Source organism: Alcanivorax xiamenensis (genome assembly GCF_009846745.1).
In the GTDB taxonomy this organism is placed as follows: Bacteria; Pseudomonadota; Gammaproteobacteria; order Pseudomonadales; family Alcanivoracaceae; genus Alloalcanivorax; species Alloalcanivorax xiamenensis.
On sequence record NZ_AQPF01000005.1, the window covers coordinates 172,497 to 187,089 of the forward strand.

11 protein-coding genes are annotated in these 14,593 nt (G+C 59.1%); 7 read left to right on the forward strand and 4 right to left on the reverse strand.

Annotated features, from left to right (window positions below; genetic code table 11):
- Positions 1 to 30: 30 nt before the first annotated feature.
- The 4 genes from exbD to A6D6_RS05850 form a co-directional block, all read right to left on the reverse strand.
- Entirely contained in the window at positions 31 to 465 is a 435-nt protein-coding gene (gene exbD, locus A6D6_RS05835; protein WP_133490478.1) for a TonB system transport protein ExbD, read from the reverse strand.
- Entirely contained in the window at positions 465 to 1,436 is a 972-nt protein-coding gene (gene exbB, locus A6D6_RS05840) for a tonB-system energizer ExbB (RefSeq protein ID WP_236564001.1), read from the reverse strand. Before exbB ends, exbD begins: the two co-directional genes overlap by 1 nt.
- Before the next feature lie 8 nt (positions 1,437 to 1,444).
- A complete protein-coding gene (locus A6D6_RS05845) occupies positions 1,445 to 2,053 on the reverse strand; it encodes a biliverdin-producing heme oxygenase (protein ID WP_133490477.1) in 609 nt (202 codons plus the stop codon).
- Between the two features lie 172 nt (positions 2,054 to 2,225).
- Positions 2,226 to 2,465: a DUF2789 domain-containing protein gene (locus tag A6D6_RS05850; RefSeq protein WP_133490476.1), complete on the reverse strand. Its 240-nt coding sequence runs from the start codon at positions 2,463 to 2,465 to the stop codon at positions 2,226 to 2,228.
- A 202-nt stretch (positions 2,466 to 2,667) separates the two neighbouring features.
- On the opposite strand from A6D6_RS05850, the gene A6D6_RS05855 reads away from it, so the two are divergent.
- The 7 genes from A6D6_RS05855 (at position 2,668) to A6D6_RS05885 (ending at position 14,522) form a co-directional block, all read left to right on the forward strand.
- Positions 2,668 to 3,210 carry a sigma-70 family RNA polymerase sigma factor gene (locus A6D6_RS05855; RefSeq protein WP_133490475.1) on the forward strand — a complete coding sequence of 181 codons (543 nt, stop codon included), beginning with the start codon at positions 2,668 to 2,670 and terminating at the stop codon, positions 3,208 to 3,210.
- Entirely contained in the window at positions 3,200 to 4,228 is a 1,029-nt protein-coding gene (locus tag A6D6_RS05860) for a FecR family protein (protein ID WP_159660192.1), read from the forward strand. Before A6D6_RS05855 ends, A6D6_RS05860 begins: the two co-directional genes overlap by 11 nt.
- Before the next feature lie 145 nt (positions 4,229 to 4,373).
- Positions 4,374 to 7,103, forward strand: coding sequence for a TonB-dependent receptor (locus A6D6_RS05865; RefSeq protein WP_133490473.1), 2,730 nt, complete (start codon positions 4,374 to 4,376; stop codon positions 7,101 to 7,103).
- Positions 7,104 to 7,136: 33 nt separating this feature from the next.
- Entirely contained in the window at positions 7,137 to 9,734 is a 2,598-nt protein-coding gene (locus tag A6D6_RS05870; protein WP_159660193.1) for a PKD domain-containing protein, read from the forward strand.
- 292 nt (positions 9,735 to 10,026) lie between these two features.
- Complete coding sequence (locus A6D6_RS05875; protein WP_133490670.1) at positions 10,027 to 10,551, forward strand: sigma-70 family RNA polymerase sigma factor; 525 nt, start codon at positions 10,027 to 10,029, stop codon at positions 10,549 to 10,551.
- Positions 10,548 to 11,561, forward strand: coding sequence for a FecR domain-containing protein (locus A6D6_RS05880; protein ID WP_159660194.1), 1,014 nt, complete (start codon positions 10,548 to 10,550; stop codon positions 11,559 to 11,561). Before A6D6_RS05875 ends, A6D6_RS05880 begins: the two co-directional genes overlap by 4 nt.
- A gap of 207 nt (positions 11,562 to 11,768) precedes the next feature.
- Positions 11,769 to 14,522 (forward strand): TonB-dependent receptor, encoded by a 2,754-nt coding sequence (locus A6D6_RS05885; RefSeq protein WP_159660195.1) that lies wholly within the window; start codon positions 11,769 to 11,771, stop codon positions 14,520 to 14,522.
- Positions 14,523 to 14,593: the final 71 nt, after the last annotated feature.

Sequence of the window (14,593 nt, forward strand, 5' to 3'; positions counted from 1 at the left end):
TGGCGTTCGCAACGGGTCCCGCCAACAACGTCATGGGGTAGAATCCGCGGGTTTGTCCGCGCCGATCAGGGCGATTTTCAGGTATCCGGCTTCACTGAGCCGGTTCATCACCCTCATCAATTCACCATAGGGCACGCTCTTGTCGGCGCGCAGCAGAATGCGCTGCTCCTGATCCGGCAAGGCATCACGCAAGGCCGGAACCAGCGTATCCAGCGTCACCACCTGATCCTGCCCCAGCGTCAGGGTCAGATCGGATTGCACACTGAGGTATAGCGGCTTCGGCTCCTCCGGGCGCGGCTCGGCCACCGCCGCCGGCAAATCCACCGGCACGCTGACCGTGGCGAGCGGCGCCGCCACCATGAAGATGATCAATAGCACCAGCATCACATCGATGAACGGCGTGACGTTGATATCGTGGTTGTCCGGCAGCTCGGAAGCGTCATCGCCCTGTAGTTTGAACGCCATCAGCCGCCGCTCCGCTGCAGCGTCACCACACCCGGCGCGGCCTCCTTGTCCACCGACGCCAGGGCACGGGCCCGAGGATGATGGCGGTCCAGGTCCCGGCTGATCAACGTCATCAGGGCGGTGGCGATATCCCCCAGCAAAGCACGGTAACGGCTAATCGAGCGGGCGAAATGGTTGTAGATGATCACCGCCGGTATCGCCGCCACCAGCCCGATGCCGGTGGCCAGCAAAGCTTCGGCGATACCCGGCGCCACCACCGCCAGATTGGTGGTCTGGGTGCGGGCGATACCGATGAAGCTGTTCATGATGCCCCATACCGTGCCGAACAAACCGACAAACGGAGCCACCGCGCCAATGGTCGCCAGAACACCGGTGCCCTTGTTCATGTGAGAACCAGCCGCTACCTGGACCCGGTCCAGACGCGCCGCCACCCGTTCCTTGAGTCCTTCGTCGGTGACCGGCCCACCGGAGGACAACACCAATTCGTGTTCGGCGGCACGCACCAGCGTCGCGCCATCGCCTTTACGGATAACCGCATGGCGGGCACCGTCGGCAAAATCCGGCGCCTCGACCAAGGCGGCCAGCACACGACCGGCGCGACGGCGCGCGCTAAACAACTGCGCCAGCTTGAAAACCCAGACCGTCCAGGTCAGCAGCGACGCCAGCAGCAAGCTGATCATCACCGCCTTAACGATCGGATCGGCGGCCTGATACATTCCCCACGGCGACAGATCATGGGGTAACACCGGCCCTTCACCAACTTGCGCCGCGGGCTCCTCCACCCGCGCCTCATCATCCATGCCCTCTCCGCCCGGACTCTCTCCGTCGGTGGTTTCCGTGAGTGCCGCTTCCATGATCCCGGTTTCAGCCCCGCTTTCCGGCCGCGGCTGCTCCTGCGCATGGACCCGTCCACCCGCCAACAGCGCGGAGAGGAAAAGGGCAGCGATGACAATGTCCCTGGTGTGCATCATCGCCCCCTTCACTGCGCGTCCACCTCGGCGGTGGCCAGCAGTGCTTCCACGCCCTGACGGGCAAAAGCAAAGGCATCAAGCGCGCCTTGCAGTGCCCGTTGCCGCTCATCGTGGGAAAGCATCAGCGCATCCAGGCCTTCCTTGAACCGCCGCCAGTGCAGGCCGCGCCCATCTCCATGGCCGGCCAGGTGACGGGCACCGAAGGTTTCGGACAGCCCCAGCTCGCTTTTCGCATGTTTAAGCAGGAAAGCCGCCCCCAGATTGGAACCCTCCACGGTGTAAAGCCAGCCAAGCGCGGCGTAGTCGTCGCCGGCACCGACGCCTTGGGCGGCCCGCTGGTCTTCTTCCACCGCTTCCGGCGGGACACCCAGATCCTCACAATCGGCCAACGCCGCCGTCAGCCGGTCACGACCGGCGAGACCGGGCAACCACTGCTCCAGCTGTTCTGATTGATAGAGTGGCGAGGCGACTCTCTGCAGCCGGGTCTGAGTGCGCACGAACAGCGCATAGCGCTCGCGATCCGCGAACGGCGCCAGCGTCATGATGCGCTTGTCGAGCCGCTCATGTTCCTGGCTGGTGCCATCTTTAAGGAAGGTGGATAAGGGGGCATTGGACATGCTCGTTCGTCCTGTCTGATGGATCGGATGGCGGTTCCCGGCGGCGCGCGGCACCCCGGCTGAACCGTCCTGTACTATCAAGACGAACGAGATTGGAATTTATCTTACTTTTATTTTCATCGGACCATTTCCACCGTGCCGCATCGGGCCGATGGCCACTCGTGCCGGCCGGTCAGGCGTCCTCCTCATGCAGAGATTCGTTCAACTGGTCCACCACCACCGCCCACTCAGCGTCATTGTTGAGCAGTTCCCGCAGCAATTGCCTCTGGGGATCGCTCCAGAACGGCGCCTCCAGAATATTCATCTCCGCCGGCAGGAAGTGTCCGGCGATAAACCGTTCGATCCCTTCCGGGCTAGCGTCGAGCCCCAGCTGCAGGAACAAGTTGGTCATTCGAGCCTGTACCGTATCCATCGTTCTCCTCCGGTTTCGTCAATGCCATCAAATATCCTGGATCCCGGCGACGGCGTCACCGGGCCGACCCGCCGCACCAGAGTGTCCGAGCCTCGGGTCAGGCCAGGGAACACGCCAATTGACAACAATTCTCATTAACAATAAAGTCTTTTCCCCATTAATTCCATGAAGCGCGTTTTTGAGGGGGCTCGGGATATCGTCCATGCACGGCGACAACGACAAACTCAAGGTCTACCTGGAGCATCGCGCGGCCTTGATCAACTACGCTACGCCACTCACCGGCAGCCGGGCCACCGCGGAGGAAGTGGTGCAGGATGCCTGGCTGCGATTCGCCAGTTCCACCGCACCCCGGCAGCCGGCGCAATATCTCTATCGTATCGTCCGCAATCTGGCCACCGATCTGACCCGCAGACTGATGCTGGAAAACCGCTATCGCCACTCTGATGACGAAGAGCCATTGCACGCCTGGATGGCGCCGGGCGCCCTGCCCGAGCCGGAACGCAGCCTGCTCAACACGCAACAACTCGATGAAGTGCGCAAGGCCCTGGAAGCACTCCCCGAGACCACCCGAAAGGCATTGGAGATGCATCGTCTGGGCGAAGCGCGATTACACGATATTGCCAAAACACTGAATGTCTCCACCTCCACGGCGCAACGACTGGTGCACCAGGGGCTGGTCCGGATCGCGCTTCATCTCGACCGGGCCAACCAATCCGCCGCCGATGATGACCGCGATGATGATTAAAACCCGTGCCTCATTCGTCATGTACAATGCGAGCAGCCATCAGGAAGGGTTGATGACATTGGAGCCACCGCATACAGACCGGGAGCAGCACATCAGCGAGGCAATGGACTGGCTGTTGCGGTTGCAGGACGATCCCGCCAACACCGATCTGCACCGACAGCATCAGGCCTGGCTGGACGCCGGCCCCGGCCACGTCGAGGCCTGGCGCCACGCACGGCAAACCTGGCGGCTGCTGCGAGCGGCCCCTGAAGGGAGGGAGCAACCGGTTCCCGCCCCCAGCCCCACTCCAAACCGGCAGCGCCTGTTGCGCGCGGTTGGCGCGGTGGCCGTTGCCGCCTGTCTGCTCTTGGCCGTCGGTCCCACCGCGTTGCTGCATTGGCAAGCGGATCACATCACCGGCACCGCGGTGAACCAAACCCTTACCCTCGCCGACGGCAGTACCATCCATCTCGGCGCGGACAGCGCCCTGAGCACCGACTTCGACACCGGCACCCGTACCGTGACACTGCTGCGTGGCGAAGCTTTCTTCGATGTCACCCCCGACCCCGGGCGCCCCTTTGTTGTTCATGCAAGGGATCTTGACGTCACCGTGCTGGGTACCCGTTTCAACGTCGCCATCGGCGGTCTGTCGGATACCGTCAGCGTGGCCAGCGGCAAGGTGAGGGTGGAGCAGACCGGTTCATCCTCGCCGCGCTTGCTCGGCCAACTACAGCCTGGCGAACAGATTTCCCTGTTCCATGACGGCACCCTGGAGCGATCGACTCTGGCCACCGAGGATGTGGCCGGTTGGCGCGGCAACCGGTTGTTCGTAAACGGTGCCACCGTCGCCGATGTGGTCGCCACGTTGCAACGTTATCACCGAGGCCATATTTTCCTGGCCGACAAGACCCTCGCCACGAAACGCGTCACCGGCGTTTATGATCTTTCCACCCCTGATCAGGCTTTGGACAATCTGATCGCCACTCATCAAGGTCATTTGCTGTCCTTGTCACCGCTGTTACGGATCATCTCCGATTAGCGTCCATTCTCCCCGGCCACGGCCGGGGCCTTTTTAAAACGTTTTTTTAAAAAAAACCTCAATAGTTGGGAAAATTCGTCGGGCTCTCCGTCTTTGAACTTTAAGAGAATCGATCTCATTCTCGGTTTCAAGACAGGAGCCTCACATGATGCAGCTGCTGACACGCTGCCTGCTGCTTGCTGGTATCGGTACTGTTCTGCCAATGCCAACCCTGGCGCAATCGGTGCCCGTTTCCGGCATCGAAGCCAACGACCGGACCCTGCATCCGTTCAACATTCCGGCGCAGCCCCTCGCTTCCGCCATCAATGCTTTTTCACGCCAGTCCGGCTGGCAGATTTCCGTGGCTTCCGAACTTGCCAGCCAGCGTCAATCGCGCCAGGTGATTGGCACTCTTTCTCCAGAGCAGGCTCTCACCCGCCTGCTGGAAGGCACCGAGCTGATTTGGCGCGGCACTGGCCACAACGCCGCGGTGATCTACTCCGTGCCCGCCGGCGATGCGCTGGTACTGGAGCCGATCCAGGTCCAGGGCCGATCCAGCGCCAAAGACCAGGCGTACCGGGCGGCCGGATCCGTGAACGTCATCGAACGTAAGGAGATCGAACGGTTTCGAGGCACCTCGGTGGGCGATATTTTTCAAGGCACCGCTGGTGTCCTGGTGGGTGAAAACCGTAATTCTGGCGGCCTCGATCTGAACATCAGGGGCATGCAGGGACAAGGACGGGTGCCGGTACTGGTCGACGGAGCCCGCCAGGAGACCACGGTTTACCGCGGTTACTCGGGCGTTTCCAGCCGCAGTTACATCGACCCGGATCTGATCAGTTCGGTGCGCATCGAAAAAGGTCCGGTAATGACCGCGGAAGGCACCGGCGCCACTGGCGGCGTGGTCAGTATGAGCACGCTGAAACCCAGTGACATCATCAAGCCCGGCAAGGACTGGGGTATCCGTCTGAGAGGCAGTGCTCTCGGCAATAACTCCGGCAGCCGTGCAACCGTTGGCGGCAGCTCCGGTTACAACGTGAACGGCTTATCCGGAGAGGACAGCACAACCTATCGGGTTGACTGCGTGACCGCGGAACTGTGCCAAGGTCCTTACGATCTCAGCCGGGTGTACGGTCCAACCGATACCATGAATCGCCCGGGGCTGCTTGACATGAAAGGCTGGTCCGGGAGTCTGGCACTGGCCAAGAGCTTCGAGAAGCTGGATCTGGTGGCCGCCTATGCGCAGCGCCGGCAAGGCAACTACTATGCCGGCAAAAACGGTCCAACCCCGAAGCTCGATCTTAGCGAACGCTATGATCGCGGCTTCTGGACCGAAGTTCGCCCCGCCCTCAGTGGCGCCACGCGGTTCCGCGCCGGTGAGCGTATCGCCAATACCCATTACGAAAGCCGCTCATTGCTATTGAAAAGCCTCCTCTATCTACCCGCGGATCAGTCCCTGGAGATATCCTGGCTGCGTTACAAAAGCGTATACGGCGAGATGATGCCATCCCAGCTTCTTTGGCTCGGTGAAATCCGCGAGACTGAAGGCAGCCGGGCCGAAGCCAATACCTACACCAGCCGCTATCGCTGGCAGCCCATCAACACCGATTTAATCGATTTTAAAGCCAATCTCTGGCATACCGATACAGACCAGCAAAACGCTAACTATTCCAACGAACTGGATTTCGGCAGCGACGAAAAAGAGAATTACCGGCGTTGGGGAAGCGACATCAGTAACACTTCCCGGCTTGTTGCCGCCAACATGAAATTCGACTATGGCCTTGCCTGGCAGGATGAAAAACTCACCACCCGATCGGTGAACGCCGATGTCAGCGCAATCCCCGGTGACACCAGCGGCCGCGACGGACAGCGTCAGGAAATCAGCGCTTTCACCAATATGCAGTGGAAACCGGTGGCCAGCGTAACTATCGACGCAGGAATCCGATATACCCGTTTCGACTCCAAGGACAACAAAGCCACCAGCGTTCAAGAAGGCAGTTCCTTCTGCGAGGATGGTGACGGTGATGGCGAATGCGATTTGCTCCATTACAAGAATAAGCATTCTGGCAGCGCGCCCCTTTACAGTATTACCTGGGAGCCTTTACGCGGCCTGCGATTCTATGGCCGCTATGCGGAGGCTTTGCGCATGCCAAGCCTGTTCGAGGGCACGTCCGGCTTTTCCACCGCTCCAGCTCTGGATGTCAATCTGAAACCGGAAAGAGCACATAATAAAGAGGTCGGGGTAGCTTTTCTCAAGGATGGTCTGATCCAGCCTGATGACCGTTTCCGCGTCAAGCTGTCCTATTTTCGCAACCGTATTGACGATTATCTCACCCGTACCAGCCCCAATGTATGGGAAGAAGGCTCCGGGCAGCGATTTTTCACCACTCGTAATATTGAAAGCGCGGAGTTCTTCGGTACGGAACTCAGCCTCGAATACGATGCCGGCTTCTGGTATCTACAAGCCAGCGGCACTCGCTATCATCATATCGAGATGTGCCATTACGGCAGCTACCGGCGCGACCGCTGCACCGACTACGGCATCGCCAACTCTTATCTGAACAACATGATTCCTCCCAACTGGCATGCCTCGTCAACGCTTGGCATGCGTTTATTCAAACGCAAACTGGATACGGGTTTGCGTGCCACGTTCATGGGCGAACGCAACCGTACCCCGGAATTCGACGACCAAACGAAACAAGGCTTTAACGGGCCGGTTCAGTGGCACCGCTACACCCTGCTGGATCTGTATCTCAGTTATGCGCTGAGCGACGACCTGACCGTGGACTTCAACATCGACAATCTTACCGACCAGTACTACCTGGATGCCCTGAGCCTTGGACTGGTACCCGCGCCAGGGCGCAGTGCACGTCTGAGCCTGACCTGGAATTTCTAAATAACGGTCCATTCACGCCAATGGAGAGTATATATGAACGCGTTAAAAAGGGCGGCCATCCCCCTTTGTATCTCAGCATTGATAACCGCCTGCGGAGGCGGTGGAGGCGGTGGCTCCGGCACACCGGCATTGCTTGCCACGGTAACCGCGTCCCAAACCGAATTCGATATTGGCAATGATGAATCCATCACCCTCACCGGTGCCAGCAACGCTGTAGAAGGCACGACCGTTCAGTATTCCTGGACGGTAACAAGTGCCCCCGGCAACAGCACGGCACAGCCCGAAAATGCGGATTCATCCACTGCTCTCTTTCTGCCTGACCTGCCGGGAGACTACAAGGTCTGCCTGGTGGTCCAGGACAGCAACCGTACCAGCGGCCAGGAATGCGCGAACCTCACCGCGACAAATTCAATCCCGATCGCGGTACCCGTTGCGCCAAGCATCATTCTCGTTGGACAGCAGTATCAATTGGATGGCGGCGCCAGTCTGGCGCCAACCGGGACGAGCAGCGCCTGGCTGAAGTACCACTGGGTATTGGAAAGCCAACCGGAAAGCAGCTCCGCCACTCTCGACGACGGCACCTATGTCATGCCCCGTTTCACAGCTGACGTGGAGGGCACTTATACTTTTTCCTTGCAAGTCAGCTATGACGACAAAACCAGCGAACCGACCGTCCTGGAGCTGACCGCGTCCAAAGCCAACGGGCTCCCCGTGGCGGACGCTGGAGACACTCTGGAGGGACGGACACTTGGAGAACGGGTGCACCTGGATGGTAGTGGCAGCTATGATCCGGATGGAAACGCTCTTCAGTACCGCTGGGGCTTTGGTGTCAGCCCAAGCATTACCACTGGCCTGTTGCCGCCGGGATCCCAAGCCACGCTGACAAACGCCGACACCGCTACCCCGTCATTCGTGCCTGATATGGTTGGCTCTTATTCGCTATGGTTGCAGGTCTATGACGGCACCTCCGTCAGTACCGATACGGTACGAGTCGTCGTCGATCAATTGCCCGCCGGCCACGTCAATACCAAGCCGGTGGCAGCGCTGACTCCTAACTGGGGAAAAACCTTTGAAATAGAGCTCGGTTCCAATATCAGCCCCACCTCGACCTATTCCTATGACCAGGAAAACCCGCCCTACGCAGTACATAACATCGGCAAGAAATGGCGTCTGGTAAGTTACCCAAACGGCTTTGACCCGGAGAAGGATATGGTGATCGGGCAATATGGCACCCCCGAAGCCCCTTCCATGAGTATCACCCTCAGTGTTGCGGGGGATTATGAGATTGAGCTTCAGGTCTTCGACGGTGAGCTATGGAGCGACCCGGTAATCCAGACCTACACCGCCCTCACGGGTGCAAACCGTCCCCCTATCGCCAAGGTTGAACTAACCGGTGTGGGCACGGCTATCGGCATCGGCCAGACGGTCAATCTCGACGGAGAAGGCAGCACCGACCCCGACGACAATCGGCTAACCTACCACTGGGAATTGATCAGCCGACCGGACGGCAGTGAAGCCAGCCTGTCTAAAACCGATACCGCTTTTCCCAGTTTTGTAGCCGACAAGGCAGGCCCTTATCACGTGGAACTGGTGGTTACCGACAGTCACGGTTTCTCCAGCACACCAACCCGGTTCATGGTGTTCGCCAAGGCCACGAACAATGCACCAGTTGCACGCCCGGCAATAGTGGACAATCAATTTAGCGCATCACAACCCCTGGTGGTTTACCCGGTCACCCCACCTTCCCTGGGCACTGACAATACGGCGTTCATGCCTTTCCATAATTCGGTGGAACTGGTCGCTGATGCCTATGATCCCGATGGTGATCAACTGACCTATCTGTGGTCGCTGCTCAATCCTGGCGAAGAACATCAATTCGCTTCATCCACAACAGGGAATGGCTTACCCGACCGCTATATGCCCGGCCTGTGCGGAAATGGCTATGTCTATGACGCTCAGGGCCCCTACGACACCATGGAAAAACTCTATGAGGCAGTAATAGGCTTACGTAACTGGACCTGTAGTAACCTCAATCTGGCCCCCGCCAATGCAGCAACTTACAGATTACAACTACTGGTCAGTGACGGTATTGACACCACTGGTCCCTTCAACTTCACCATACCCGCGGTGAATCGCGAAGATTACCCCACCATGCTGCTGGAGCGGACCTCATCCCATCGCTCCAGCCTGCAACAACCATTGGAATCCGCCCCTGACTATGCAAAACAGCAAGTATTCCCATACCGGTTCAAAAAGGGTTCCGCATTCCCGTTCTTTGAGTCCTTTCTCGAGCCGGAACAACGCTATATTCTTGATACCTACCAGCTCACGGCATTCGATCAGGATTACACCATCAGCGATCTACAGGCACTCTCCACGGGAATCAGCGCGGAGCAGGAATACAAGATTGCCTTCGAAGGTCTCCGCGACGGCCAGGTAATAAACAAAGGGACCACGGTGACCTTCTCGCTGGTGCTTGAAACCCCCGCCACACTCTATGGCTGGAACGGGGAAGGCGCACGCCCCAATCTCGGCGAAGGGCTGCTCTGGTCATTCGGGATAACCGAACGGCCAGAATGGACTTTCAACTATATCCCCTACATTTTCCCTGCTCATACCCGTTTACCGTGAACCCGGCGGTGCCCAGCCCGACTGTTTATCAGCCGGGCTGGGCACCGGTAGACACCCGGCTGACATGACCATGCCACCGGCGTGCCCCTTTTGATCAGGTAACGGTGCGGATTAAAAGCAGTAGGACTCGGCGGTCCGGGCCGAGCGTCTTGGTTCGGTCGGCCCCCGAACCGCCGCTACGCTCTACGCCTTCCACGGTTGTTCTCAATTTCGCATTGTAATGAGAATCACTTTCATTTAATGTGAACCCTCTTGCTTCGTACTGGCTTGGGAAAACCGGGGGCACTTGACCGTGGATGGCGATACGTCTGAACAAGCGGGATTTTCCAAACTCTATCAAGAGCATCATGCCTGGCTGGTCCGCTGGTTGCTGAAACGCACCCGCGGCGCCGACAATGCCCAGGATCTGGCGCACGATACGTTCATGCGCTTGTTGGACCGCCCGATGCTTCCGAATGGCATCCGCAACGCCCGCGCCTGGCTGGCGAAAACCGCCGGCAACCTGGCCGTTGATCAGGCCCGGCGCCAAATACTGGAACGAAATTATCTGGCCTTGCTGACCGCCCTGCCCGAGCAGGAGCAGCCGTCCCCCGAAGATCAGTGGGAATTGCTGCAACTATTGGAACGTATCGACACGCTGCTGGACGGTCTGCGGCCGATCGAGAAGAAAACCTTCCTGATGTCACGTCTGGACGGGCTTCCCTATCGGAAGATCGCCGAGCAGCTCGGCATCAGTTTGTCGTCGGTGGAGAAATACATGGCCAAGGCCATGCTCAAATGCTACATCGCCGCCTATGGGGAGCGGCCGGCTTTATGACACACCATCGCCCCAACCCATCAGGCGCTGGAGCAAACGCGCCCTCGCTAACTGAATCGGTGATCAAAACCGCCATCGCCTGGCGTATTCGTCTGGAGTCTGGTCTGGCACGACCGTCGGATGAGCAAGCCTGCCGCCATTGGCGCGATGCCGATCCCGCCCATGAATTGGCCTGGCAGCGTCTTGGTAAACTGGACAGTGTCTTTCACGATGCCGCTGGCAAGGCGCCGGCCTTGGCGCGCACTACCTTACACCGGACCGATGAGGAAAGGCGCCGGCTGAGCCGCCGGCAGGCTCTCTGTGTGATCACCGGTTCCGCGCTGGGTCTGTCCAGCCTTGGCTGGCTGGCCACCGACCAGGGAGTCCTGCAACATCTCGACGCCGACTACGCCACCCGGACAGGAGAACGCCATCAATACATTCTTCAGGATCGAAGTCGTGTCTGGCTGAATACCGACAGCGCCATCAAAGTCCGCTTCAATGACGGCGAGCGCCATGTACACCTGTCGCGCGGCGAAATCCATCTGCATACCGACACCGATGCCAGACCACTGCAAGTGCATTTCCCACAGGGCTCCCTCACCACTCTGGGCACCCGCTTCCTGGTGCGCCGGCAGCAGGACCATACTCTTCTGCAAGTGATTGAAGGCGACGTCATGGTGAGGCCGCGTCTGACCGGTGCGCCAGCACAGGTTAAAAGCGGCCAGGTTTTCCGCGTCAGTGATACCGGCCTGACCGCGGTGGATGGCCGGCGCTTCGATTACAGCGCCTGGGTAGAGGGTATTTTTTCCGTCCGCAATATGCCGTTGGCGGAACTGCTGGCGGAGCTGTCGCGGTACCGCACCGGCATCCTGCGTTGTGACCCCAGCCTGCAAACCTTTCTCGCTTCCGGTGTCTACCAACTCAACGACACCGGGCTCGCCCTGGAAGCCATGGCCCGTTCCGCCAACGCGGAAGTCCGCTACTTCACTCGCTGGTGGGCCGAAATCGTGCCAGTACGGAACGCCTGACGACAGGCACTGGCAGGCTGTTCTCCGCCGAAAAAGCCCCCCCCTCGGGTTACATTTCCGAAAACCAGATCATGCCCCTGACTGGCTCATGCCGCGGGACTATCGATGACGCGGCCTCCAGTTCAAAAAATTCTCATTTTCGTTTACGGGTTTTCCGATTTCGTTCGGCTCAGACAATACATGGCCGGAGAAAAGGAAACCGTTTCGATGCCGCAACCTTTCAAGTCCTTTCTGATTCTGCTCACCACCTTGTTTTGGCTGGGGCAGCCCATGCCGGCGACGGCACAGGCTTCCGGAGCAGTGGCGTTCAGCCTGCCCGCCGGTAATCTCGGGGACGTTCTTGATCTTTACTCGCGCCAGGCTGGCGTCACTGTGTCCTACGAAGACCGTCTGGTACAGGGCATCAACGTGTCCGCGCTGGCCGGTAACTACCGTCCAGCCGAAGCCCTTTCGATCCTGTTGCGCGACAGCCCGTTGGAAGCGGTGCCGGTCGGCGATGGCGCCTGGGTGATCCAGTCCATCCCGGAGACCACCGCCGATGCGTTCACACTGCAACCTATCCAGGTGCAGGGGCATTCCACCGCGGCCGATCAGGTATACCGCACCGCCGGCTCGGTCAACGTTATCGAACAAAAGGAGATCGAGCGATTTCGAGGCACCTCGGTGGGCGATATTTTCCAGGGCACTCCCGGCGTACTGGTGGGCGAGAATCGCAACAGCGGCGGCCTGGATATCAATATTCGCGGCATGCAGGGCCAGGGGCGGGTTCCGGTGGTGGTCGACGGAGCCCGTCAGGAAACCACCGTTTACCGAGGCTACGCCGGCGTTTCCTCGCGCACCTATCTGGACCCGGACCTGATCTCCGAGATCGAGGTGCAAAAAGGGCCAGTAATGAGCGCCGACGGCACCGGCGCCACTGGTGGCGTGGTCAGCATGCGCACCATCGGCGCCAATGACATCATCAAACCCGGCAAGGACTGGGGCATCCGGTTACGCGGCAGTGTCATGGGCAACAGCAGTTCGCCACCGCCTTCCGGCACCGCGGCCGGTCTTAATGGCACCGGTCGCACTTACCGGACAGACTGCGCCCATCCCGCGCTTTGCGAGGGCGAACACGCATTGCCGGACAGCTTTGGCGCGACATCTGGCATGAACCGCCCATCATTGATGGATATGCGCAGTTGGGCGGGCAGTTTGGCGGTAGCAAAGCGTTTCGAGAGGTTCGACCTTATCGCCGCCTATGCACAAAGGAATCAAGGCAATTACTACACCGGCTCTCACGGTCCCACCCCGGAGGTGGAGTTTAACTACCGGCCATTACCCTTCTATACCGAAGTCACGGCGATACGCGACGGCGTCGCCCGTTTTCGCGGCGAGGAACGGGTGGTCAACAGCAATAACCGCAGCAACACCCTGCTGCTGAAAAGTAATCTTTACCTCAGTGAAGATCAGACCTGGGAACTGGGGTACCAGCGCTACGACAGCGAATACGGCGAACTGATGCCTTCTCAACTGATCTGGCTCGATCAGATCAAGCAGACCGACAACAGCACCGTCACCGCGCATACCTATACCAGCCGCTACAACCTGAATCCAATTGACAAAAACTGGCTAAATCTGGATTTCAACCTGTGGCACACCCATACCCGCACGGTAAACCGCAGTTATTCCGAGGACATCTATGAAGGCTTTTCAGACACACCCAGGCCAGAGCGTTACGACCGTTGGGGGGGTGATCTGAGCAACGAGATGCTGCTCAACCGCTGGGGGCGGCATACCTTCAGCTACGGTTTTACCGCGCAAAGAGAAGAAATCGACACCGATATTCCTGCCAGTGACGGCGACACCTCGATCAGCAACGCGGGGTTCGGCCGCATCGGCGACCGCACTGAACTGAGCGCTTTTCTTAACTGGCAATGGCAACCACATCCTACCGTGACCCTGGACGCGGGCATCCGCTATCTGCGCGCGGAAACCGACGATCACAAACTGGTGGTGCCACAAGGCCGGGAAGAGAATCTCTACGACGATGACGGCAACGTCATCGATACCGTTTATGTCGAAAGCGTTTTCTGCGTGGACAACAACGGCGACGGCGCCTGCGACCCGATCCGTTACCGCACCCGCAACAGCGGTAGCGCTCCGGTGGTCAGTGTGAGCTGGGAGCCCTGGATGAACGGTGTACAGTTCTACGCCCGGTATGCCGAGGGCCTGCGTATGCCCAGCCTGTTCGAGGCTACCCAGGGCTGGTCGGTACAACCGGCGCTTGATGTCCCGTTAAAGCCTGAACGTGCCGTCAACAGAGAGATTGGCTTGAACATTCTACAGCGCGACCTGTTCCTGAATGATGATCGCCTGGCGCTGAAGTTATCGCGTTTTCGCAACGTTACCCACGATTACCTGACGAGGACGTCTCAGAACGTATGGGAAGAAGGCAACCAGATCTTCGTTATGCGCAATATCGACAGCGTGACACTGCACGGTACCGAACTGGCTCTGGAGTATGACGCCGGTTTTGCTTATACCAAACTCGGCGGTACCAAGTACGACCATATAGAGGTTTGTCACTACGGTAGCTACCGGCGCGAACGTTGCAATGACTACGGTGTGGCCAATTCCTATTTCAATAACATGATCCCGCCAAAGTGGCATGCCAGCGCCACCCTGGGCGCGCGCCTTTTCAAACGGCGTCTGGACATCGGCTCCCGCGTCACCTTCATGGGTCAGCGCACCCCGACTCCGCCGTTCAATGACGACACTTCCCGTGGCTTCAACCGGCCGGTGCCCTGGCATGACTACCGGCTGGTGGACGTATACGCCAGTTGGCAATACGACGAATCCCTGACCATCGATTTCAACATCGATAATCTGACCGACCAGTACTACCTGGATGCCCTGAGTCTTGGTCTGGTGCCGGCACCAGGCCGCACCGCGCGTCTGAGTCTGACAATGAAATTCTGATTATCCGCCGCAACTTAATGGAGAGACATCCATGCAATGTCTGAAAACACTGTGCGCGCTGTTGTGCGCTT